The organism is Rathayibacter sp. AY1D1, from assembly GCF_002932635.1.
In the GTDB taxonomy this organism is placed as follows: domain Bacteria; phylum Actinomycetota; class Actinomycetes; order Actinomycetales; family Microbacteriaceae; genus Rathayibacter.
Genome location: NZ_PSVY01000002.1, coordinates 152,179 through 174,368, shown reverse-complemented (window position 1 = coordinate 174,368; position 22,190 = coordinate 152,179). Strand labels below are relative to the sequence as shown.

Sequence of the window (22,190 nt, the reverse complement as noted above, 5' to 3'; positions counted from 1 at the left end):
ACCCGGCCGTCTACGGCGCGGAGTCGCCCGACAGTCCGGCGCTCACCAGCGAGTGCACGACGTCGTAGTCCGGATCCTCCGGGTCGACGGCCGGCGGGACCAGCTCGATCGGGTCCACCGGCTGCGACTTCGTCTTGAGCCCCAGCTGGACGAAGTAGCCGAGCATCCCCTGCGGGACGTCCGTCTTGATGACCTGGGACCCGGCGGACGCCACGTCCTGGAACTTGGCGAGGACGTTGCCCGGCTCGAACTGGGCGAGCAGCGCCTCCTGCACCTGCCGCTGGCGCGCCATCCGGTCGTAGTCGCTCGTGGTGTAGCGCGAGCGGGCGTAGGCGAGGGCCTGCTCGCCGTTGAAGTGCCAGTGCCCGGGATCGATCCACTGGTTGACGCCCTGCATCACGCCGTCGGAGTCGGGCAGCCCGCCCAGGGGCAGCGGCTCGTCGGCCACGTAGTCGATGTCGATGCCGCCGAGCGCGTCGATCAGCTGGGCGAAGCCCTCCATGTCGATCAGCGCGTAGTACTGGATCCTCAGGTCGAGGATGCCCTCGACCGCGTCGCGCATCGCCTCGATGCCGGGCTCGCTGCCGTGGTCGACGGCGTCGGGGTAGAGCTCCGGGTGCTTCAGCTCGACCTCGGTGTAGACCGAGTTGAGCTTGCAGACGTCGACGGCGCAGTTGTCGGTGTCGTAGCCGTCGGGGTAGAGCTCGTGCATCGGGCTGGTCTCGGGGAACGGGAAGTCGACGAACTCGCGCGAGACGCCGATGATCGAGGCCTTGCCGCTCGACGCGTCGATGCTGACCACCGAGATGCTGTCGGGGCGCAGACCGTCGCGGTCCTCTCCCGCGTCGCCGCCGAGGAGCATCACGTTGTAGCGGCCGTCGATCGGCTGCTCGATCGCTCCGCCGCCGAAGATCGACGACAGCGTCCCCCGTGTCACGCCGAGCAGGTAGGTGCCGTAGGCGGTGGTGCCGACCGAGATCGCCATCAGCGCGATCGTCGCGAACGCGAGCACGCCGCGCATCCGCGGGCGCACCCGGACGACGCGGATCAGGCGGAGGGTGTCGAGCGTCAGCACGGCCCAGACCACCCCGTAGACGACGAGCGCGGCCTGGAGCGCGAGCATCGAGACGTCGAAGGTCGCGAGCGTGTAGAGGCCGGTCGGGAAGACGAAGTAGAGGAGCACCGCGACCAGGAGGGCGACCCAGAGCCCGAGGGTGAAGCCGAGCCCCAGGCGCCCGAGCCGGCGGTTGCCCGCGAGGACCTGAGCGGACCCGGGCACCAGCAGGTTGACGATCAGCAGCCACCACGCCCGCCGCGTCATGAAGGCGCGGGAGGCGACGTCCGGGTGCCGCAGCGGCAGGGCGACGGCCGTCACAGGCCCGCCACCAGGGCGTCGTTCTTCGCGGCGACCTGCACCTCGAGGTCGGCGGCGAAGGCGTCGAGCGCTGCGGAGAGGGCGTCGTCCGCGGTCGCGAGGATCTTCACCGCGAGCAGTCCGGCGTTCCGCGCTCCGCCGATGGAGACGGTGGCGACGGGGACGCCCGCGGGCATCTGCACGATCGAGAGGAGGGAGTCGAGCCCGTCGAGTCGGGCGAGCGGGACCGGCACTCCGACGACGGGGAGCGAGGTCACGGCGGCGAGCATGCCGGGGAGGTGGGCGGCTCCGCCCGCTCCGGCGATGACGACCTTCAGGCCGCGGCCGCGGGCCTCGCGGCCGTACGCGATCATCGCCTCCGGGGTGCGGTGCGCGGAGACGACCCGGACCTCGTGCGCCACGCCGAACTCGGCGAGGACGGCGGACGCCGCCTGCATGACGGACCAGTCCGAGTCCGACCCCATCACGACGCCGACGAGCGGCGCGGGCCCGTTCACGAGCGCGTCCGCGCTCACGAGAGGGCTCCGGCAGGGGTCGGGGAGGTCGGCTGGCTCGTCACGGCGACCATCGTACGGGTCAGTCCGTGAGAACGGCCGCCGCCGCGCGAGCCTCGTAGACCACGAGGTCGAGGTCGTCGCCGGTGGCGTTCACGTGCCCGACCTTGCGGCCCGGTCGCGGCTCCTTGCCGTAGTTGTGCACCTTCACGCCCGGGTGATCGGCGAGCACCCGCGGATAGCGGTCGGTCAGCGACTCCCCCACCGGGCCGCCGAGCACGTTGACCATCACGGTCCACGGATCGCGGCAGCCCGTCGCGCCGAGCGGCAGGTCGAGGACCGCGCGCAGGTGCTGCTCGAACTGCGACGTGGTCGATCCGTCCATCGTCCAGTGGCCGCTGTTGTGCGGGCGCATGGCCAGCTCGTTGACCAGGATGCGGTCGTCCGTCGTCTCGAACAGCTCGACGGCCAGGACGCCGGTGACCCCGAGGCTGTCGGCGATCGTCTGCGCGATCTCGGCCGCGGCTGATGCGAGCCGGCCGGCGGACGCGGGGGCCGGAGCGATCACCTCGGCGCAGACGCCGTCGCGCTGCACCGACTCCACCACCGGCCAGAGGATGCTCTCGCCGGAGGGACGCCGGGCGACGAGCTGCGCGAGCTCGCGGCGGAAGCCCACCAGCTCCTCGACCAGGAGCGAGCCGCCCCGGCCGTCCTCGGCGAGGGCGGTGAACCAGTCGTCCGCCTCGTGGGCGCCGCGCACCACGCGCACGCCCTTGCCGTCGTAGCCGCCGCGCGCGGTCTTCACCACGGCGCTGCCGCCGTGCTCAGCCAGGAACTCCCCCAGCTCCTCGGCGGAGGAGACCTCGGCCCACTCGGGCACGGGCACGCCGAGCTCGGTCAGGCGGCGCCGCATCATCAGCTTGTCCTGGGCGAACAGCAGGGCGTCGGGGCCGGGGTGCACGGCGACGCCGCGGGCGACGAGCTCGCGGAGGATCGGCTGGGGAACGTGCTCGTGGTCGAACGTCACCACGTCCACGGTCTCGGCGAAGGCGAGCACGGTCGCCTCGTCGCGGTGGTCGCCGACCCGTGTCGCGGCGAGCCCCGCCGGGGCGCCCTCGCTCTCGGCGAGCACGGCGATCTCGATGCCGAGCTCCACCGCCGCGGGGATCATCATCCGGGCGAGCTGGCCGCCCCCGATCACGCCGACGCGCATGGCGCTCCTCCGTCTCCGCCCGCTGGCGCGGGGCGGCTCCATGCTACCGAGGCCCCGACGCGCTCACGCGGGCGGCGGCCACTCCGGCTCGAGAGCGGGAGCCGCGCCGATCGCCTCCCGCAGCAGGTCGGCCGTTAGCTCCGGATCCGGCAGGTCCCGCAGCACGAACACCTCGGCTCCCGCCTGCAGGATCCGGACGTCCCCGCACCGGGCGAGGCGCTGGCCGAGGGAGCGCTCGACCACGACCTCCATCCTCCGATCGAAGACCACCTCGGCCCGCCGGATCGACGCCACGCCCCGGCGCGCGCTGAGGCCGGAGGCGGTGACGCGGTAGCGCACGCTCGCCCAGCCCGCGATCCCGGGAGCGCAGAGGAGCAGCACCAGAAGTGCGGTGCCGAGCCCGATGATCCAGCGCTGCAGGGCGAGCTCGAACTGCGCGGCGAAGTAGAAGCCCGTCCAGGTGAGCAGGAGGAGGCCGACGACCGGTGCGACCGCCCGGCGGGCGCGCGGGGTCAGCCGCGCCAGCTCGCGGTCGGCGGGGTCGGTCCTGGCCATCAGGAGCGCAGGTGCGTGACGTCGCCGGCCGTGAACGAGCGCAGCGCGCCGCCCTGCTCGAGCAGGAGCGAGCCGTCCGGGGCGAGTGCGGCGGCGGTCCCCTCCTCCTGCGTGCCGTCGGGCAGCTCGAGCCGGACGCGCGTTCCGAGGGTGCCGCAAGAGGCGCGGACGGCGGCGGCCGCTCCGGAGGCCTCGGCGTCGCCCTGGGCGAGCAGCGGAGCCAGCAGCCCCTGGAATTCGGTCAGGAACGCGGCGAGCACCTCGTCGGCGCTCGTCGTCCGTGCTCCGGCGAGGGCGAGCGAGGTGGCGGTCGGGACCGGCAGCTCCGCCTCCGTCAGCAGCAGGTTCACGCCGGTGCCGACGACGACCCGTCCGTCCGGCAGACGCTCGGCGAGGATCCCCGCGACCTTCCGGCCGTCGATCAGGACGTCGTTGGGCCACTTGACGGCGACGTCCCCGTCGACGAGGGGTGCGAGGGCCCGGGCGAGAGCGGCGCCGGCCACGAGCGGCAGCCAGCCGGAGGCCTCGGCGCCGAGGGCGGAGGCGTCGACCAGAGTCGAGGCCGCGAGCGTGCGGCCCGCGGGCGCCTGCCAGACGCGCCCCAGCCGGCCGCGCCCGGCGCGCTGGTCGCCGGTGGCGACGACGGAGAGGTGCGGCCACACGGCGGGGTCGGCGGCAGCCCGCTCGCGGAGCTCGTCGTTCGTCGACCCCGCCGACTCGAGCGCGAGGACGCGGGGGGAGACGGCGGAGGAGAGCGGGAGGAGCATGCCGCCACGGTAGCGGCGGCTCCCGCGAGGCCGCTCCGAGCGCCGCGCGCGACGGCCCGCCCTTGTCCGGATCCTCCCGTCGGGAGCGGCCCTCCCTGTGCGAGTGCGACAAGAGGAGGCGTCCGCCCCGCCGGTAGGGTGAGCGGGTGACCGCGAACACCGAACGTCCCGCGCCCGATCTGTACACGACCGCGGGGAAGATCGCGGACCTCAGGAACCGCTACCACGAGGCCGTCACGGCCAGTGGCGAGGCGGCGATCGAGAAGCAGCACGCCAAGGGCAAGATGACCGCACGGGAGCGGATCGACACCCTCCTCGACCCGGGCTCGTTCGTCGAGCTGGACGAGTTCGTGCGCCACCGCACCCACGCCTTCGGCATGGAGAAGAAGCGCCCCTACGGCGACGCCGTCGTCACCGGGACCGGCACCATCCACGGCCGCCAGGTCGCCGTGTACTCGCAGGACTTCACGATCTTCGGCGGCTCGCTCGGCGAGGTGGCCGGCGAGAAGATCATCAAGGTGATGGACCTCGCCCTGAAGACCGGCGTCCCGATCATCGGCATCCTCGACTCCGGCGGAGCACGGATCCAGGAGGGCGTGGTCGCCCTCGGCAAGTACGGCGAGATCTTCCGCCGCAACACCGCGGCGAGCGGCGTGATCCCCCAGATCTCGATCATCTGCGGCCCGGCCGCGGGAGGCGCGGTCTACTCCCCCGCCCTGACCGACTTCGTGATCATGGTCGACAAGACCAGCCAGATGTTCGTCACCGGGCCCGACGTGATCAAGACCGTCACCGGCGAGGACGTCGGCATGGAGGAGCTCGGCGGTGCGCTGACCCACAACAAGATCTCGGGCGTCTCGCACTACCTCGCGAGCGACGAGAACGACGCGCTCGACTACGCGCGGACGCTTCTCTCCTTCCTCCCGGACAACAACCTGTCGCCTGTCCCCGTCTTCGAGACCGAGGTCGACCTCGAGACGACCGACGCGGACCGCTTCCTCGACACGGTCATCCCGGACAGCCCGAACCAGCCGTACGACATGCGCGCCGTCATCGAGCACATCGTCGACGAGGGCGACTTCCTCGAGGTGCAGCCGCTGTTCGCGCCGAACATCGTGATCGGCTTCGGCCGCGTCGAGGGCCGCTCCGTCGGCATCATCGCGAACCAGCCGAGCGCCATGGCGGGCACGCTGAACATCGAGGCGGGCGAGAAGGCGTCCCGCTTCGTCCGCTTCTGCGACGCGTTCTCGCTGCCGATCCTGACCCTGGTCGACGTCCCGGGCTACCTGCCCGGCACCGACCAGGAGTGGACCGGCGTCATCCGCCGCGGCGCGAAGCTGCTCTACGCCTACGCCGAGGCGACCGTGCCGCTGGTCACGGTCATCCTGCGCAAGGCCTACGGCGGCGCGTACATCGTGATGGGGTCCAAGCAGCTGGGAGCCGACATCAACCTCGCGTGGCCGACCGCCGAGATCGCCGTCATGGGTGGCCAGGGCGCGGTGAACATCCTCTACCGCAACGAGATCCGCAAGGCGGAGGAGGCCGGCGAGGACGTCGCAGCCGTCCGGACGCGCCTGGCGAACGAGTACACCTACAACGTCGCGAGCCCGTTCCTCGCGGCCGAGCGCGGCGAGCTCGACGGCGTGATCGAGCCCTCGGCGACGCGTGTCTCCGTCATCAAGGCGCTGCGGGCGCTGCGCACCAAGCGCGCCAACCTGCCCGCGAAGAAGCACGGCAACATCCCGCTCTGACCCGGCCTGCTCGGACGCCGCGGCAGGAGACGGGAGACCGTCCGTGCCGCGGCGTTCCGCTGCGCCCACCTCCTCACGGGGCGGAGGGGCGGAACGATCAGTCGGAGGAGCCGGGGCCGGTCCGTCGGGCAGCGGACTCCGCGGGAGCATCGGGCCGCACGACGGGAGCGTCCGGCTCCGCGGCCGGAGCGTCCGGCTTCCCTGTCGCGGAATCGGGCTCCGCTTCCCGGGCATCCGCCCTCGCAGCCGGAGCACCCGCCTTCACCGCAGGACCACCCGCGTTCACCCCAGGACCGTCCGGCTCGGCTGTCGGAGCACCCGCCTTCACCGCTGGAGCGCCTGCCTTCGCGGCCGGAGCATCCGGCTTCGCCGCGGACGCCTCGGACGACTTCTCCTCCGGCTTCGCCCCGACCACCCGCGCGAACGCCAGCGCCTGCGCGGCGGAGAGGTCGGGCAGATAGGCGCGACCCAGCGCGGCTCCGATCCGGGGCAGCTGCAGCGCGTCGGGGTAGGTCATCCAGAGGCCCGCGTAGCGCGGGTGGAACTTGGCCTTGAAGCGGAACAGCGACGTGAAGCCGTAGGCCGGCTCGAGCGTCCGCGAGAGGAACTCGAGCAGGCGCGAGAGGACCGTCGGCTCCGGAGGCTCCTCCCCCTCCTCGACCGGTGCGGTGGCGAGCGGTGCGCCCGAGAGCGAGAGGAACTCGGCGCCCTCCTCCTTGACGCGCAGCGCCGCGGAGGCGATGAGGAACTCCATGATGCCGGGCATCGAGTCGTCGGAGCGGCGCATGAAGTCGAGGGTCCAGCCGACCACGCGCCCCTCCCGATGCACGGGCAGCCAGCTCGTCACTCCCTGCAGCACGCCGTCCGGTCCGACCGCGAGCAGGAGGGCGACGTCGGGATCGCGGACCTCGTCGATGCCGCCTAGGGTGAAGCCCATCTCGGGCAGCGCCTTCTCGGCGACCCAGCGCTCCGACAGGTCGACGATCTGGTTGGCCATGCCGAGGGAGAGCTCGGGCCAGCTGGTCCACTGCGCCTCGATGCCCAGCTTGATGCCGCGCGTGAGCGGGTAGCGCACCTTCTGCCACCGCTTGCCGGTGAGCTCGAAGGAGGAGAGCTCGATGATCGTCTCCTCGCCGACCGAGAGGCGCGACCAGCCGAGCCGGTCGAAGACGGGGAGGAGCTCGTCGTGGATGCTGTAGAAGACGGGCGTCCAGCTGCGCTCGTCGCAGAAACGCACGAACTCGGCCACGACGTCCTCCCGCCGCTCGGGAGCGCAGGCCGGGTCGGAGAGGGTGATCGCCACGCCGCCGATCACCCGGTAGGCGACTCCGCCGGTCCCGTCGGCCGAGATCCAGTGCGCGTTGCCCTCCCAGGTCCCCTGATGGCCGAGGCTGCCGGCGCCGTGCAGGGACAGGAGCGCGCGGTACCGCGCCTCGTCGCCGCGGTTCCGCTGCACGTCGGTGGCCCGGAGCAGGGCGACCACCGCGACGACGACCACGAGCCAGAACACCGGGCCGACCCACTCGAAGACGATCCGCGCGACGGGCTCCCGCGGCACGGCGAGCAGTCCGGCGCCGCCGAGGAAGCTCACCGGGACGAAGCGCAGCAGCCCGTCCAGGAGGAGTCTCCCGAGGCCCAGGAGCGGCTCGAAGCTCGTGCGCACGCCGGCCGAGAGCGCCAGGTAGCCGCCGAGGGACACGACGAAGGCGATGGCGACGACCCGCGTCCAGAGCCTCGCAGCGGCACGGGGCGCGCGGATGCGGAAGTGCCTCCTCCCGATCACGAGCATCGCCACGACGGCCAGCGGCACCAGCACCGTCGTCGCCACCCAGAGCAGGTACTCGGCGTAGTACAGGAACTCGGGGTGACGGGCGGCGCGCTGGAGGGAGAAGACCTCCAGGATCGCGATCGCGATGTTCACCCCGACCGCCAGCAGCAGGCCCAGGCGGCGCCCGGAGCGCAGGCCGTAGGCGGCGACGAGCAGGAGGAGGAGCGGGACGAACGTCAGCAGGATCGGCCCGGGGGCGACCAGGCTCAGCTTCACGTGGTGCGCGCAGTGCCGGAGGGCGCGGCTGCACGGGTCCTCGAGGTCCGTCGTCCCCGTGAAGGCGCTCTGCAGCAGTCGGCCGAGGAACGAGAACGGACCGTAGCCCGAGTCCGAGAGGACGGCGACGAGCGGACCGATGGCGGTGACGACGACGACCGCCGCCAGCAGCCCCCGGGACTCGCGGTGCGAGCTCGGGGCCGGACGCTGCGGACGCAGTCCCGACGCTCCCCGCGCGAGCACCGCGCCGAGCACGAGCCCCGCGCCGCCCGCGAGGAGCCGGTACGCGTCGGCGGAGTCGCCCGCGTAGAGCACGAACATCAGCACGACGGCGAAGACGGTCACCCGGAGCCGGCGACGCCACAGAGCGCCCATGAAGGCGGTCGAGGCGATGAGGGCGCCGACCGCGCCGATCAGCGGGTCGAAGGTGTGGTCGCCGACGGTGTCGCCCGCCCACCACTCGCCGGCGAGAGCGCCGATCGACTGCACGGAGGACCCGACGACGATCCCGACGGCGCCGGTCACGAGGAAGGCGAGGAGGGTGCGGGCCGAGCCGAGGCGGCGCTCCGCGGCGAGGAGCATCGGGAGCACCAGCACGACGTCCAGGAGCAGCTGCAGCGGGTCCGCCGCGATCAGGAGGGCGGTCACCGCCGTCCACGGACGGCCGTCGAGGGTCGTCATCGGGCCCGCCGCCCACCAGGCCGTCGTCTCGGCTCCCGCGGGGGCGACGAGCGTCCCCGTGATCGCGCTCGCGGCCAGGAGGACCAGGACGACCGAGACGGCCGCAGGCGACCTCCGGACCAGCAGACGCAGGGGGCGCAGCGCCGCGGCACCGCTCCTCGGGAACCACGTCGGCATGCGGGGACGCTCCTGTTCGCAACGGACGGACGACGCTCCGGCGGCATCCGGCGTCAGCATAGCCATGCCCCGCCGACCGGCGCCGTGAACGGCATGCGATAGCGTCACGGGATGACCGCCTCCGACTCCGCACCCGCCGTCGTCATCTCCACCCCCGGCCTCGACGCCGCCGAGATCGCCGCCGTCACGGCCGTCGTCACCGCACTGACCTCGCGCACCGAGGCCGAGCCGGAGACCCCGCAGGAGCTCAGCGGCGGCTGGAACGACCGCGCCGCGGCGGTCCGCGGGCCGCTCCGGCCGGCACCCGGAGCGTGGCGCTCCTTCTCGGGCTGAGCGGACTCGCAGACGCAGTCCGTCGGGGAACGAGCGATCCGCGACGCGGAACGTGAAATTTGTCCCCCGATTAGTCCCCTAAAGTGCTGACTATGCGCCTCCTGGCGGAGCGAGCACACTAGTGGACGTACGGTGCTCCTCCTTCGGAAGGGGCACCGCCAATCACTCGCCGACCAGGGTAAGCAGGCGGGTGTGTTGGGGGCGAGTGAGGGTAATATTCGGGTTGTTACCCTCACTCGGGGTTTGACGGCGGGCCGGGCCCCCTCTACGGAGGAGTGGACGGCCCGCCGCACTCCGTTAACGGGCTTTCGTCCTGACGCGCTCTGCGCTCAACGGGCTCTGCCCATGACGGCTCTGCTCACGCTCGTGCCGCGCCGTGCCGCGCCGCGCCGACGATCGGTCCGCTCCGAGAGACCGGGCGCGCCGAGACCTGAGCTGTGCTGAGAGCCGGAGCGTACCGCCCGCGGCACCGATCCGAGATACGCACGCCCTCCGGGGCGGGTCGCCGCCGGTCGCTGCGCATGCGGACGGCCGCGCCGTCCCGCGCGCTCTCCGCCGCTCAGACGTCCCGTCCGCCGACGCCGTCGCGCCGGATCTCGACCCAGGCGTCGACCTCGTCCCCCGCGTCGTCGGAGCCGAGGGCGCCCGCGCTGCCGTCGCCGGCCGTCCGCAGGCCCACCACTGTGACCGCCGAGGCCGAGTCGGCCGACGCGGTGCGCACCACCACGCGGTCGACCTCCTCGCGGATCCCGCTCAGAGCCTGGGCGAGCTCCCCCAGCACCCGTCGGCTCTCGCCCTCGGAGGTGCGGTCGAGGCCGCCGTCGTCGAGCACCGACACGGTCACGCCCCGCCGCCGCGCGTCGAGCACGAGACGCCGCACCTCGTCGTCCAGCAGCCGCCGGCCGCGGATCTCGTCGCGCACGGCCGCCTCGAGCAGCCGGCACTCGCGCCGCTCCTCGTCGGTGAGGCCCGGTCCCGGCTCGGCGATGCGCAGCAGCATGTCGGCGGCGAGGGCGCGCGTCTGCTCCAGCCGGACCTCGCGCTCCGTGAGGTGCGCCTCCTCCGCGGCCCGCCACGACGCGGCCGCGCGCTCGGCCGCCTCGAGCACGCGCGCCTCGGAGCCCGCGCGCCCGAGCTCGACGATGAGCAGCTGCGCGATCGCGACCCAGGCGATCCCCCCGACGACGCCGAGAGTGGCCAGCGCGGCCGGGCCGGCCCAGAACACGGTGTGCACGATCAGGAAGCCGACGCCGACCCAGGCGCAGGCCGGGCGCCGGCGGGCGCACACGATCGTCATGAGGGTGCCGACCGCGGCGATGTACCAGGTGGAGTAGCCGTTGGAGGCGCCCGGATCGAGCGACGGCGCGACCAGCAGCGGCAGAGCGACGGCGACCGCGGTCATCCCGACCGCGACGGGCAGGGCGAGCCGGGTCGTCGCTCCGGGCCAGAGGGCGACGACGGTCGCCGCGAGGTACAGCGCGACCGCGACGAGGTCGGCCGGCGTGGCCGGGGAGATGCGGAAGGAGAAGAAGGCGAGCACCACGTGGTAGAGCGAGAAGCCGGCGCCGAGCGCCTGGAGCAGGGGGCGCGGGTAGGCGATCACGGCCCTCCTCCCGCGTCCGCCCGCCAGGAGAGGACGACTCGGGTGCCCTCGCCCGGAGTCGAGTCGACCCGCGCCGAACCCCGCGCGTTGTGCACCCGCTCGAGGATGGAGAGCCGGATGCCCAGCCGCTCGCGCGGGACGTCGGCGAGCCGGAAGCCGCGGCCGTCGTCCTCCACCACGACCTCCACCGCGCCGTCGCCCAGCAGCCCGTGCACGGCGCGGTGGACGCTGCCGCTCGGACCCGCGTGCTGGACGCTGTTGGCGAGCGCCTGCCAGACCGCCCCGAGCAGCGCCTCGGCCACCGGGCGCGGCAGCGTCGTCGCGCGCGGATCCACTCCGTCGGCCGTCGCGACCGCGATCTCGGTCCCGAAGGTGGACGCCGCGTGGGCGAGCTGGCGCTGCAGGAGCTCGAGCGGGACCAGCCCCTCGGGCGGCTCCGGCTCGTGGTCGGGCAGCAGCACGGCGAGGGTGCGCTGCGCCATCGAGGAGACCAGCGCGCGCTCGGCCGGCGACTCGGCTGAGGCGGCGGAGAGCAGCGTCGCGAGCACGTTGTCGTGCACCAGGGCGTCGACCTCGACCCGCTCCACCTCGCCGGCGTGCTGGCGCATCGCCGCCTCGTACTGCTCCATGGCCGTCGTCTGCGCACGGTCGATCTCGTCGGCCGACTGCCGGAGCACGGTGATCAGCACCAGCATCACGAAGCCGACGATGCCCACGTAGGCGGCGTCGAGGATCGCGCGGGTCGGCTCCGCCCCGCCGCCAGAGGGGAGGACGCGCAGCAGCCCGAACAGCACGGTCGTCACCGACACGTACGCGATCGCGATCCGGAGGGGAGCCGCGATCGTGCAGAAGGCGGTGCCGATGGTCAGCAGGTACCAGATCCACGGGGTCTCGCGGTCCGCGCCCCCGGTGGAGACGGCGGCCGGCCAGGTCAGGAGGGCGATGAGTACACCGACGGCGACCAGGACCGCCGTGATCCGCGTGCCCCGCCGCAGCACGGCGGTGACCACGGCGGCGGTGAGCGATCCGAAGACCAGCACCAGCACCGGCCAGGCCACCTCGGGGCGCAGGAGGGGCAACTGCGCGAGGATCGGCGGGACGGTCTGCACGCCGAAGCCGAAGCCGAAGAACGACACGACCGTGCTGATGATCCGGTCGATGCGCTCGCGCCCGGCGTTGCGGCGGGCGATCGGCGCCTCAGCGCCCGCCATCGCCGTCGTCCGGGTCGATGCCCGGCAGGATGCCGTCCTCCACCGCGCGCCGCAGCAGATCGACCTTCGTCGGGGCGGGACGGCCGATCTCGACGTACTTGTCGCGGATCCGGTCGAGGTACTCCTTCGCCGTCGACACCGAGATCTGCAGCCGCTCGGCCACCAGCTTCAGTGGCAGCCCCGAGGCGTAGAGGTGCAGGACGTCGCGCTCGCGACGGCCGAGCACGGCCCGCGCGAAGTCGTCGTCGGCGTCGATGGCCGAGGCCCACTCCAGATTGTTGAGGACCTCGCCGCGGGCGACCGTGCGGATGGCGGCGACGACCGTCGACATGGGCGAGGACTTCGGGATGACGCCGGCCGCTCCCGCGGCGAGCGCCTCCCGCACGGCCACGACGCGGTCCGCGATGCTGTGGACGAGGACGGCGGAGCCGCGCACCTGCCCCCACTTGACGTTGCTGGTGATGCTCGAGCCGTCGTTCAGGGACAGGTCGAGGACGAGCACCTCGATCTCGGCGCCGCCGATCGTGCTCTCGAGGGCCTGGACGGTCTCGGCGGCGGCGACCACCTGCATTCCCGCGCTCTCGACGGCGGCGGCCACGCCCAGGCGCACCGACTCGTGGTCGTCCACGATCGCCACGCGCACGCGCGGGGCCTCGGCTGCGTCGACGTGGGGCTCCATCCCGCCCATGGTACGCAGACGCGGGCCCGCGGTCAGTCCTCTCGGCGGACCAGTCGCGCAACGGCCTCCACGTGGGAGGTGTGCGGGAAGAGGTCGAAGCCCTCGAGGCGCTCCAGCTCGTAGCCCGCCCCGGTCAGGGCGCCCACGTCGCGGGCGAGCGCGACCGGGTCGCAGGCGACGTAGACGAGCTGCGCCGGCCGCAGCTCCGCCAGAGCGTCGGTGACCGCTCGGCCGGCGCCCGAGCGCGGCGGGTCGAGGACCACGGTCGCCGCGCGCCACCGCGCCCGCTCGCGCGCATCGGCCTGGGCGACGACGTCGCGGAGGTAGCGGTCGACGCGGGCGGTCACCGCGCGGGCGCCGACCTGGTCGGCCAGGTTCTCGAGCGCGTGCTCGGTGGCGCGGGAGTCGCTCTCGACGCTGGTCACGCGCACTCCGGCGCCGAGGCGGTCGGCCAGCGCCGCGGCGAGCAGGCCGACCCCTCCGTAGAGGTCGTGGTTGGCGGCCGACGGGTCCGCCGCATCCGCGTCGACGGCGGCCTGCACGGCCTCGAAGAGCGCGGCGGCGGCTCCGCGGTGCACCTGCCAGAAGCCGGTGCGGTCGACCCGGAAGGTGCGGTCGGCGACGAACTCGCTCACCACCGTGCGGTCGCGGCGGGCGCGCTTGTCGGAGGGGTCGTGCACGAGCACCGCGGCCCCCTCGGACCCGGCCGCGTCGACGAGGTCGACCACCGAGCCGGGAGCGAGGCGCTCGCCGAGCGGTGCGGCCAGGGAGGAGTCGGCGGTCGCGAGGGGCAGCGACTCCACGGTGACGACGTGGTGGCTGCGTGCCGCGTAGGGGCCGACCCGTCCGTCGTCGTCGACGTGGAGGCGGTTCCGCGTGCGCCAGCCGAGGCCGCCGGACGCGTCGTCCCCGCCGATCGGCGCGACCTCCACCTCGATCTCGCGACGGGCGAAGCGGGAGAAGGAGTCGACGAGCACGAGGCGCTTCAGCTCGCGCTGGTAGGCCAGGTCGGCGTGGCCGAGCTCGGCGCCGCCGACGCGCTCCTCCGGGCGGCGGTCGAGGGCGGCCTCGGGCCAGACGTGCTCCACCCGGTGCTCGGACGCCTCGAGCACCTCGAGCGCCTCGGCACGCCAGAAGCTGTCGTGCCGGACCTCGCTGATCCGCGCCCGCACGCGCTCGCCGGGGAGGACGTCCGGGACGAAGACGACGCGGCCCTCGTGCCGGGCGACGAACACGCCGCCGTGGGCGACGTTGCTAATGTCGAGCTCGATCTCGGTCCCGAGTGCGTCGTCGGCCCCGTCGGGGCGGGCGGATGCTCGGGACGGGGTCTGTGCCATCCGTCGAGCATCCCACAGCGTGGGCCCGGCCGCAGGGAGCCCTCGTGCGCCTCTACCTCGCCTCCACCTCCCCCGCGCGCCTCGCGCTGCTGCGGGCCTCCGGGATCGAGCCCGTCGTCGTCCCCTCCGAGGTGGACGAGCCCGCGGCCGTCGCCCGGGCCGAGCAGGAGCGGGGCGCGGCGCTGGACGCGGACGCCACCGTCTCGCTGCTCGCCCGCGCCAAGGCGCACGCCGTCCTGCGCCCGGACATCGACGGTCTGGTGCTCGGCGGCGACTCCGCGTTCGTCCTCGACGGCGTCGTCCACGGCAAGCCGCACGAGCCCGAGCGGGCCCGGGAGCGCTGGCGCGCCCAGCGCGGACGCACCGGCCGCCTCCACTCCGGCCACTGGCTCGTCGACCACCGCGGCGGGAGGATCGTCGCCGAGGCCGGAGCGGTCACCTCCGCCGCCGTCACGTTCGCCGACGACATCGACGACGCCGAGATCGACGCCTACGTCGCCACCGGCGAGCCCCTCGAGGTGGCCGGCGCCTTCACCATCGACGGCCGCGGCGCCGGCTTCATCACCGCGATCGAGGGCGACCCCTCGACGGTGATCGGGATGTCGGTGCCGACCCTCCGCACTCTGGTGCGGAGCCTCGGCGTCGACTGGACCGCGCTCTGGAACCGCTGAGGCCCGTCCCGCCCTTGTGAGGAACCGACGAAGGCCCTCCGCTTCTTTGTGGTGAGCCGCGCCGGGCCGGGCGGAGCCGCCCCCTAGGGTTGGGGACCATGCCGAAGATTACGAAGGTGCTCGTCGCCAACCGGGGCGAGATCGCCGTCCGAGTCATCCGCGCCGCCCGCGACAGCGGGATCGCCTCCGTGGCCGTCTACGCCGACCAGGACCGCGACGCCGTGCACAGCCGCCTCGCCGACGAGGCCTACGCCCTCGGCGGGACGACCAGCGCCGAGACCTACCTCGTCATCGACAAGCTGCTCTCGGTGGCCCGCCGCTCCGGTGCCGACGCCGTGCACCCCGGCTACGGCTTCCTCGCCGAGAACGCCGACTTCGCCCGCGCCGTCATCGACGCCGGCCTGATCTGGATCGGCCCCGGCCCCGAGGCCATCGAGCGCCTCGGCGACAAGGTCTCGGCCCGCCACGTCGCCGAGAAGGTCGGCGCGCCGCTGGCCCCGGGAACCCTCAACCCCGTCTCCGGCGCCGCCGAGGTGCTCGAGTTCGTGGACCAGTACGGCCTCCCCGTCGCGATCAAGGCGGCCTTCGGCGGCGGCGGTCGCGGCCTCAAGGTCGCCCGCGAGCGCGACGAGGTCGAGGAGCTGTTCGCCTCCGCCACGCGCGAGGCCGTCGCCGCCTTCGGCCGCGGCGAGTGCTTCGTCGAGAAGTACCTCGACCAGCCGCGCCACGTCGAGACCCAGTGCCTGGCTGACGCGCACGGCAACGTCGTCGTGGTCTCCACCCGCGACTGCTCCCTCCAGCGCCGCCACCAGAAGCTCGTCGAGGAGGCGCCCGCGCCGTTCCTGACGGACGCGCAGAACACCGAGCTCTACCGCGCCTCGAAGGCGATCCTGCAGGAGGTCGGCTACCTCGGCGCCGGAACCTGCGAGTTCCTGATCGGCAAGGACGGCACGGTGTCCTTCCTCGAGGTGAACACCCGCCTCCAGGTCGAGCACCCCGTGTCGGAGGAGATCACCGGCATCGACCTCGTGCGCGAGCAGTTCCGCCTCGCCGAGGGCGGCGTGCTCGACTACGACGACCCGGCGCCCCGCGGCCACTCCTTCGAGTTCCGCATCAACGGCGAGGACGCGGGCCGCGGCTTCCTCCCCGCTCCGGGCCCGGTGCACGTCTTCAAGGCCCCCGGCGGACCCGGCGTCCGCGTCGACTCCGGTGTCGTCGCCGGCGACGTGATCTCCGGCTCCTTCGACTCGCTCCTCGCGAAGCTGATCGTCACCGGCGACAGCCGCGAGCAGGCGCTGGAGCGCTCGCGCCGCGCCCTCGCCGAGTTCGAGGTCACCGGACTGCCGACCGTCCTCCCCTTCCACCGCGCGATCGTCGAGGACCCGGCCTTCGCCCCCGAGGGCGGCGCGCCCTTCACGATCTACACCCGCTGGATCGAGACCGAGTTCGAGAACACGATCCCGGCCTGGAGCGGCGAGCCCGGAGCGACCGACGAGCCGGCGGCCCGCCGGAACGTGGTCGTCGAGGTCGACGGGCGCCGCGTCGAGGTCACGCTCCCCGGCGACCTGGTCGGCTCGGGACCCGCCCGCGGGGCCGCTGCCGCCTCCCCGAAGCGCCGCGGCTCCTCCTCCGTCAGCACCGTCACGGGCGACTCCGTCGCCTCGCCCATGCAGGCCACCGTCGTCAAGGTCGCCGTCGCCGAGGGCGACACGGTCGTCACCGGCGACCTGGTCGTCGTCCTCGAGGCGATGAAGATGGAGCAGCCGCTCACCGCCCACAAGGACGGCGTCGTGAAGGGCCTCGACGCGACGGCCGGAGCGACCGTCCCCGCGGGACACGTGCTCCTCCAGATCGTCTGAGCCCGTTCCCGGGCCGCTCCCCGCGCGGCCCGGCGCGGTCGGCTCCTCGACGTGAGGGGTACCGCCGAGCGGGTCGCGTCGCGCTGCCGTCAATCGCTTCGCACGCGATTCCCGGTCGTGCGCTCTGCCGATGAAGGGCCGCACCCCGCGCGGCCCGGCGGAGTGGCGCGTCAGGTGACGATGTGCATGGCGCGCGCGGCGTCCGAGATCGAGCCGGTGAGGCTCGGGTAGACGGTGAAGGCCCGCGCGACCTGGTCGACGGTCAGGCGGTGCTCCACGGCGAGGGCGAGCGGGAAGATCAGCTCGCTCGCCTTCGGAGCGACGATGACGCCTCCGATGACGGTGCCGGAGCCGGTGCGCGCGAACAGCTTCACGAAGCCGTCGCGGATGCCCATCATCTTCGCCCGCGGGTTCGCGGCGAGCGGGAGCTTGTAGATCTCGCCCTGCGCGATGCCCTCCTCGATCTCGCGCTGGCTCCACCCGACGGTCGCGATCTCGGGCTGCGTGAAGATGTTCGCCGCGACGTTGCGCACCTCGGTCGGGTTCACGGCGTCGCCCATCGCGTGGAACACGCCGGTGCGGCCCTGCATGGCGGCGACGGAGGCGAGCGGGAGGAACGTGGTGCAGTCCCCGGCCGCGTAGATCGAGGGGACGCTGGTGCGGGCGACGCGGTTGACGCGGATGTGCCCCGACTCCGTCAGCTGCACCCCCGCGTCCTCGAGGCCGATGCCCGCCGTGTTCGGCACGGAGCCGACGGCCATCAGGCAGTGCGAGCCCTCGACGACACGTCCGTCCGAGAGCACGGCCTGCACGCCCTTCTCGGTCCGCTCGACGCGGTCGGCGCGCGACTTCGAGAGCACGACCATGCCGTTGCGCTTGAAGACGTTCTCGATCACGGCGGCCGCGTCGGCGTCCTCGCCGGGCAGCACCTGGTCGCGGGAGGAGATGAGGGTCACGCGGGCGCCGAGCGCACGGTAGGCGGAGGCGAACTCCGCGCCGGTCACGCCGGAGCCCACCACGATCAGGTGCTCGGGGACGGACTTGAGGTTGTAGAGCTGGGTCCAGCTGAGGATGCGCTCGCCGTCGGGAGCCGCGGTCGGGAGCACACGGGGGCTGGCGCCCACCGAGACCACGATCGTGTCCGCCTCGATGCGGTCGAAGTCCATGCCCTCGCCGCCGGCCGCCGTGGAGACGATCAAGGCGTTCGAGCCGTCCAGGCGCCCGTCCCCCTGGACGATGCGCACGCCGTGGTGCACCAGGTTCGCGCGCATGTCCTCGGACTGCTGGCGCGCGAGCCCAAGCAGGCGCTTGTTCACCGTCGCCAGGTTGACCGCCACGTCCGGGCGCACCGGCTTGTTCTGCTCCGAGCGGGTGAAGAACTGCACGCCCAGGTCGGCGGCCTCGCCGATGGCGTTGGTGGCCTCCGCCGTCGCGATGAGCGACTTCGACGGGACGACGTCGGTGATGACGGCCGAGCCGCCCACTCCGACCCGCTCGACCAGGGTGACCTCAGCGCCGAGCTGCGCTCCCGCGATGGCGGCTTCGTAGCCGCCCGGCCCCCCTCCGAGTACAGCGATCCTCTGCGCGCGCTCGAACTCGTAAGCCATGCTTCCCATTGTCCTCTCTCACTGAGTGTTCGCCCAATCGCGGGGTGTCGGATCGGCCGCGGGAGTCGCCCTCCGCCGCCGCGCAGCCCGTCGGTAGGGTGGGAGGATGTCCGACCAGACCCTGCACCCCCTCGACGCCCCCGACGCCGATCCCTTCGAGATCGCGGCCCGCGCGGCCGCTCAGATCGCCGAGGCGACAGGGGTCGAGAAGCACGACATCGCCCTCACCCTCGGCAGCGGCTGGGGCAAGGCCGCCGACGCGATCGGCGAGACGACCGCGACGGTGGAGGCCACCGAGATCCTCGGCTTCTCCAAGCCGGCCGTGCACGGGCACGGCGGCACCCTGCGCTCCGTCCTGCTCCCCACCGGCAGGCGCGCGCTGATCATCGGCGCCCGCACCCACTACTACGAGGGCTACGGCGTGCGCCGCGTCGCGCACAGCGTCCGCACCGCCGCCGCGACGGGCGCGACGGTGATGATCCTCACCAACGGCGCGGGCGGCATCAAGGAGCACTGGACGCCCGGGACCCCCGTGCTGATCAGCGACCACATCAACCTCACCGCCGACTCGCCGCTCGAGGGCGCGACGTTCGTCGACCTCACCGACCTCTACTCCTCGCGCCTGCGCGACCTCGCCCGGGGGACGCGTCCTGAGCTGGACGAGGGCGTGTACGTGCAGTTCCGCGGGCCGCACTACGAGAGCCCGGCCGAGGTGCAGATGGCGAGGATCATCGGCGGCCACATCGTCGGCATGTCGACCGCCCTCGAGGCCATCGCCGCGCGCGAGGCGGGCATGGAGGTGCTGGGCATGTCGCTCATCACGAACCTCGCCGCCGGCATCCAGAAGACCCCCCTCAGCCACGAGGAGGTGCTCGAGGCCGGCCGCGACGCCGAGGACGACCTCGCCCGCCTGCTCGCCGGGATCACGGGCGCCCTGTGAGCGCCGACGTCCGGGAGCTCGCCGAGGCCTGGCTCGCCCAGGACCCCGACCCGGAGACGCGGGAGGAGCTGGTCGGCCTGCTGACCGCCTCCGACTCGGGGGACGCCTCCGCCCGCGCCGAGCTCGAGGACCGCTTCGGCGCCCGCCTGGCGTTCGGCACCGCGGGCCTGCGCGGCGCCATCGCGGCGGGATCCAACCGGATGAACCGCGTGCTGGTCTCGCAGGCCGCCGTCGGCCTCGCCGACTTCCTGCTGGCGCAGGGCGTCCAGCGGCCCGTGGTCGTGATCGGCTACGACGGCCGGAGGAACTCGCGCGTCTTCGCCGAGGACTCCGCCGCGCTGATGGCGGGCGCCGGCGTGGACGCGGTGCTGCTGCCCCGGCTCCTGCCCACCCCCGTGCTGGCCTTCGCCGTGCGCCACCTCGGCGCCGACGCCGGAGTGATGGTCACGGCGAGCCACAACCCGCCGCAGGACAACGGCTACAAGGTGTACCTCGGCGGCGCCGACGAGGGCTCGCAGATCGTGCCGCCGGTCGACTCCGAGATCGCCGAGCGGATCCTCGCGGTCGCGCGGGACCGGCGCGTTCCGGAGCTGCCGCGCGGCGAGTACCGGCTCGCGGACGAGTCCGTGGTCGCCGCCTACATCGAGGCGACGGCCGCCGTCGGCCGCCAGTCCGCTCCGCTGCGCATCGTCTACACGGCGATGCACGGGGTCGGCTGGGAGACGGCGCACCGGGTGCTCTCCGCGGCGGGATTCGACGAGCCGGCCGTCGTGGTCGAGCAGATCGAGCCCGACGCGGCGTTCCCCACGGTCGCGTTCCCCAACCCGGAGGAGGCGGGCGCCCTCGACCTCGCTTTCTCGACCGCGCGCTCCGGTCGCGCGCAGCTGATCGTGGCGAACGACCCGGACGCCGACCGCTTCGCCGCCGCCGTGCCCGACGCCTCCGCGCCGGAGGGCTTCCGGCGCCTCACCGGCAACGAGGTGGGAGCGCTCCTCGGCTGGCGCGCCGCCGAGCAGGCCCGCCGCGAGGGCCGCACCGGAGGAGCGCTCGCCTGCTCGATCGTGTCCTCCCCCGCCCTCGGTGCCCTGGCGGCCGACTACGGCCTCGACTTCGCCGAGACGCTCACGGGCTTCAAGTGGATCTCGCGCGTCCCCGACCTCGTCTTCGGCTACGAGGAGGCGCTCGGCTACCTGGTGAACCCCGGGACGGTCCGCGACAAGGACGGCGTCTCGGCCGCGCTCGCCTTCCTCTCCCTCGCGAGCGCGCTCGCCGCCGAGGAGCGCACGATCGACGACGAGCTGGAGTCGTTCGCCGAGCGGTTCGGGCTCTTCGGATCGGAGCAGATCTCGCTCCGCGTCACCGACCTCTCCGAGATCGGCCGGATCATGGCCGGACTGCGCGCGACGCCTCCGACCGCGATCGGCGGGCTCGCCGTCGAGCGGAGCGAGGACCTGCTCGCCGAGGGCGGCGCGCTGCCCCCGACCGACGCGCTCCGCTTCTCCCTGAACGGTGCCCGTCTCATCGCGCGCCCGAGCGGCACGGAGCCGAAGGTCAAGCTCTACCTCGACGCCTGGTCGCACGACTCCGACGCCGACGCCCGCCGGTCGGCTGTCTCGTCCCGCCTCGCCGCCCTGCGCACCGGCGCCGCGGAGCTCCTCGCGTAGGTCCCCCTCCGGTCAGCGGGGCGCGCGGACACCGATCCGCTCGCCCCGCTTCCAGAGCCACTCCACCGGACCGAGCTCGAACCGGCGCAGCCACAGGTGCGCCGCGAGAACGACGACCGCCGCGATGAGCAGGAACGCTCCGACGGTCGCCGGGACGCGCCACTGCGCGGCGGTCACCGCCAGCCCGAGTCCCCAGCCGTAGAAGAGGGCGCCGCCGAGCAGGTTCTGCAGGAGGTAGGCGCTCAGGGCGACCCGGCCGACCTCCCGCGCCCGGCGTGCCGCCCAGCCCTCGGCGCCCCGGCGGAGGCAGGCCTCGGCGAGGGCCGCGAGCAGGCCGAGCCCGACCAGGGGCGCGACGAGGTAGCGCTCGGCGAGCAGACCGGCGGCGCTCCCCCCGATGCCCAGCGCGAGGTCGACGGGGAGGGCGAGGGCGCCGAGGACCATCAGGCGGCGGCGGAGTGACGCGCCCTCGGCGGCGAGGACCCCCGCCCGATGGAGGCGCGCGCCGAGGAGGAACATCGCGAGGCTGAGGAGCCCGATGAGCACCGGCTCCGCACGGAAGACGCCCGCGTTCTGCAGCCGGAAGAGGGCGAGGCCGAGGAACGACGCGTCCGCGTAGGGGCTCCGGCCGGTCGGCCCCTGTCCGGCACCGTCCGGGCTCGCCGCCACGAGCGCCACGAGCGCCGAGATCAGGACGACGTGCAGAGCGCCGCAGACGAGGATCACGCGGCGCTGCGTCGTCGGCCGGGTGAGCAACAGCCAAGCGACGACCGCTCCGGTGACGGCGTATCCCATGAGGACGTCGAACTCCGCGATCAGCACGTAGTTGACCGCGCCGTCCAGGAGGAGGAGCGTCGCGCGCCAGAGGTAGCGGCCCGGCCAGCGCGTCCCGCGCCGGACCGCGGACGCGTGCTGGATCGCGAGGCCCACCCCGAAGGCGAGGGAGAGGAGGGCGAGGAACTTGCCCTGCGCCAGCGCCATCAGCAGGAGCTGCGCAGTCCCGGCGGAGGAGGAGGTCTCCGGCGTCACCGGGACGGAGAGCAGTCCGAGCATCCCCCAGGGGTGGGAGAAGATCCAGATGTTCGTGCCGAGGGTCCCGATGATCGCGACACCGCGGACGACGTCCAGGGTCGCGATGCGGCGGCCGGCTCCGGCACGGGGCGGCAATACGGTCGTATTGGTCATGTCCGAGAGCGTAGCCTGCTCGAGCAGTCGAACGAGAGGGACGC

Annotated in this window: 18 protein-coding genes; 6 read left to right on the top strand and 12 right to left on the bottom strand. The window is 73.6% G+C overall.

Annotation, left to right across the window (positions count from 1 at the left end; genetic code table 11):
- Positions 1 to 10: 10 nt before the first annotated feature.
- The 5 genes from C5C56_RS02525 to C5C56_RS02505 all read right to left on the bottom strand — a co-directional run bounded on the left by C5C56_RS02525 (position 11) and on the right by C5C56_RS02505 (position 4,404).
- Entirely contained in the window at positions 11 to 1,375 is a 1,365-nt protein-coding gene (locus C5C56_RS02525) for an LCP family protein (protein ID WP_258062231.1), read from the bottom strand.
- The gene (gene purE, locus C5C56_RS02520; RefSeq protein ID WP_104249647.1) at positions 1,372 to 1,839 is read right to left on the bottom strand and encodes a 5-(carboxyamino)imidazole ribonucleotide mutase; all 468 of its coding nucleotides are present in this window, start codon (positions 1,837 to 1,839) and stop codon (positions 1,372 to 1,374) included. Before purE ends, C5C56_RS02525 begins: the two co-directional genes overlap by 4 nt.
- 112 nt (positions 1,840 to 1,951) lie before the next feature.
- On the bottom strand, positions 1,952 to 3,082 hold the full coding sequence (locus C5C56_RS02515) for a 5-(carboxyamino)imidazole ribonucleotide synthase (protein WP_104246679.1): 1,131 nt from the start codon (positions 3,080 to 3,082) through the stop codon (positions 1,952 to 1,954).
- A 63-nt stretch (positions 3,083 to 3,145) separates the two neighbouring features.
- Positions 3,146 to 3,637, bottom strand: a complete 492-nt coding sequence (locus tag C5C56_RS02510; protein WP_104246680.1) for a PH domain-containing protein — start codon at positions 3,635 to 3,637, stop codon at positions 3,146 to 3,148.
- A complete protein-coding gene (locus C5C56_RS02505) occupies positions 3,637 to 4,404 on the bottom strand; it encodes a biotin--[acetyl-CoA-carboxylase] ligase (protein WP_104287654.1) in 768 nt (255 codons plus the stop codon). Before C5C56_RS02505 ends, C5C56_RS02510 begins: the two co-directional genes overlap by 1 nt.
- A gap of 146 nt (positions 4,405 to 4,550) precedes the next feature.
- Between C5C56_RS02505 and C5C56_RS02500 the strand changes: the two genes are divergently transcribed.
- On the top strand, positions 4,551 to 6,155 hold the full coding sequence (locus C5C56_RS02500; RefSeq protein WP_104223164.1) for an acyl-CoA carboxylase subunit beta: 1,605 nt from the start codon (positions 4,551 to 4,553) through the stop codon (positions 6,153 to 6,155).
- 97 nt (positions 6,156 to 6,252) lie between these two features.
- On the opposite strand, the gene C5C56_RS02495 is transcribed toward C5C56_RS02500, so the two are convergent.
- Positions 6,253 to 9,057 carry a bifunctional lysylphosphatidylglycerol flippase/synthetase MprF gene (locus C5C56_RS02495; protein WP_181137548.1) on the bottom strand — a complete coding sequence of 935 codons (2,805 nt, stop codon included), beginning with the start codon at positions 9,055 to 9,057 and terminating at the stop codon, positions 6,253 to 6,255.
- Positions 9,058 to 9,168: 111 nt separating this feature from the next.
- Between C5C56_RS02495 and C5C56_RS02490 the strand changes: the two genes are divergently transcribed.
- The gene (locus C5C56_RS02490; RefSeq protein ID WP_104223166.1) at positions 9,169 to 9,390 is read left to right on the top strand and encodes an acyl-CoA carboxylase subunit epsilon; all 222 of its coding nucleotides are present in this window, start codon (positions 9,169 to 9,171) and stop codon (positions 9,388 to 9,390) included.
- Between the two features lie 559 nt (positions 9,391 to 9,949).
- On the opposite strand, the gene C5C56_RS02485 is transcribed toward C5C56_RS02490, so the two are convergent.
- From C5C56_RS02485 to C5C56_RS02470, 4 genes are read right to left on the bottom strand one after another with little or no spacing between them, the layout of a single operon-like run.
- Positions 9,950 to 10,993, bottom strand: coding sequence for a hypothetical protein (locus tag C5C56_RS02485; protein ID WP_104319056.1), 1,044 nt, complete (start codon positions 10,991 to 10,993; stop codon positions 9,950 to 9,952).
- Positions 10,990 to 12,204, bottom strand: coding sequence for a sensor histidine kinase (locus C5C56_RS02480; protein WP_104249486.1), 1,215 nt, complete (start codon positions 12,202 to 12,204; stop codon positions 10,990 to 10,992). Before C5C56_RS02480 ends, C5C56_RS02485 begins: the two co-directional genes overlap by 4 nt.
- Entirely contained in the window at positions 12,191 to 12,892 is a 702-nt protein-coding gene (locus tag C5C56_RS02475) for a response regulator transcription factor (RefSeq protein ID WP_104223169.1), read from the bottom strand. Before C5C56_RS02475 ends, C5C56_RS02480 begins: the two co-directional genes overlap by 14 nt.
- Before the next feature lie 23 nt (positions 12,893 to 12,915).
- The gene (locus tag C5C56_RS02470) at positions 12,916 to 14,220 is read right to left on the bottom strand and encodes a class I SAM-dependent RNA methyltransferase (protein WP_146083669.1); all 1,305 of its coding nucleotides are present in this window, start codon (positions 14,218 to 14,220) and stop codon (positions 12,916 to 12,918) included.
- Between the two features lie 44 nt (positions 14,221 to 14,264).
- On the opposite strand from C5C56_RS02470, the gene C5C56_RS02465 reads away from it, so the two are divergent.
- Both C5C56_RS02465 and C5C56_RS02460 read left to right on the top strand, forming a co-directional pair.
- The gene (locus C5C56_RS02465) at positions 14,265 to 14,891 is read left to right on the top strand and encodes a nucleoside triphosphate pyrophosphatase (protein WP_181027094.1); all 627 of its coding nucleotides are present in this window, start codon (positions 14,265 to 14,267) and stop codon (positions 14,889 to 14,891) included.
- A 98-nt stretch (positions 14,892 to 14,989) separates the two neighbouring features.
- Entirely contained in the window at positions 14,990 to 16,750 is a 1,761-nt protein-coding gene (locus tag C5C56_RS02460) for a biotin carboxylase N-terminal domain-containing protein (protein WP_104319055.1), read from the top strand.
- Between the two features lie 170 nt (positions 16,751 to 16,920).
- Here the strand turns inward: C5C56_RS02460 and C5C56_RS02455 are convergent, their stop codons facing one another.
- On the bottom strand, positions 16,921 to 18,357 hold the full coding sequence (locus C5C56_RS02455) for an NAD(P)H-quinone dehydrogenase (RefSeq protein WP_104223171.1): 1,437 nt from the start codon (positions 18,355 to 18,357) through the stop codon (positions 16,921 to 16,923).
- 106 nt (positions 18,358 to 18,463) lie between these two features.
- On the opposite strand from C5C56_RS02455, the gene C5C56_RS02450 reads away from it, so the two are divergent.
- Entirely contained in the window at positions 18,464 to 19,297 is an 834-nt protein-coding gene (locus C5C56_RS02450; protein ID WP_104232831.1) for a purine-nucleoside phosphorylase, read from the top strand.
- On the top strand, positions 19,294 to 20,961 hold the full coding sequence (locus C5C56_RS02445) for a phospho-sugar mutase (RefSeq protein ID WP_104319054.1): 1,668 nt from the start codon (positions 19,294 to 19,296) through the stop codon (positions 20,959 to 20,961). Before C5C56_RS02450 ends, C5C56_RS02445 begins: the two co-directional genes overlap by 4 nt.
- A gap of 12 nt (positions 20,962 to 20,973) precedes the next feature.
- On the opposite strand, the gene C5C56_RS02440 is transcribed toward C5C56_RS02445, so the two are convergent.
- The gene (locus C5C56_RS02440; RefSeq protein ID WP_104319053.1) at positions 20,974 to 22,146 is read right to left on the bottom strand and encodes a DUF418 domain-containing protein; all 1,173 of its coding nucleotides are present in this window, start codon (positions 22,144 to 22,146) and stop codon (positions 20,974 to 20,976) included.
- Between the last annotated feature and the right edge of the window lie 44 nt (positions 22,147 to 22,190).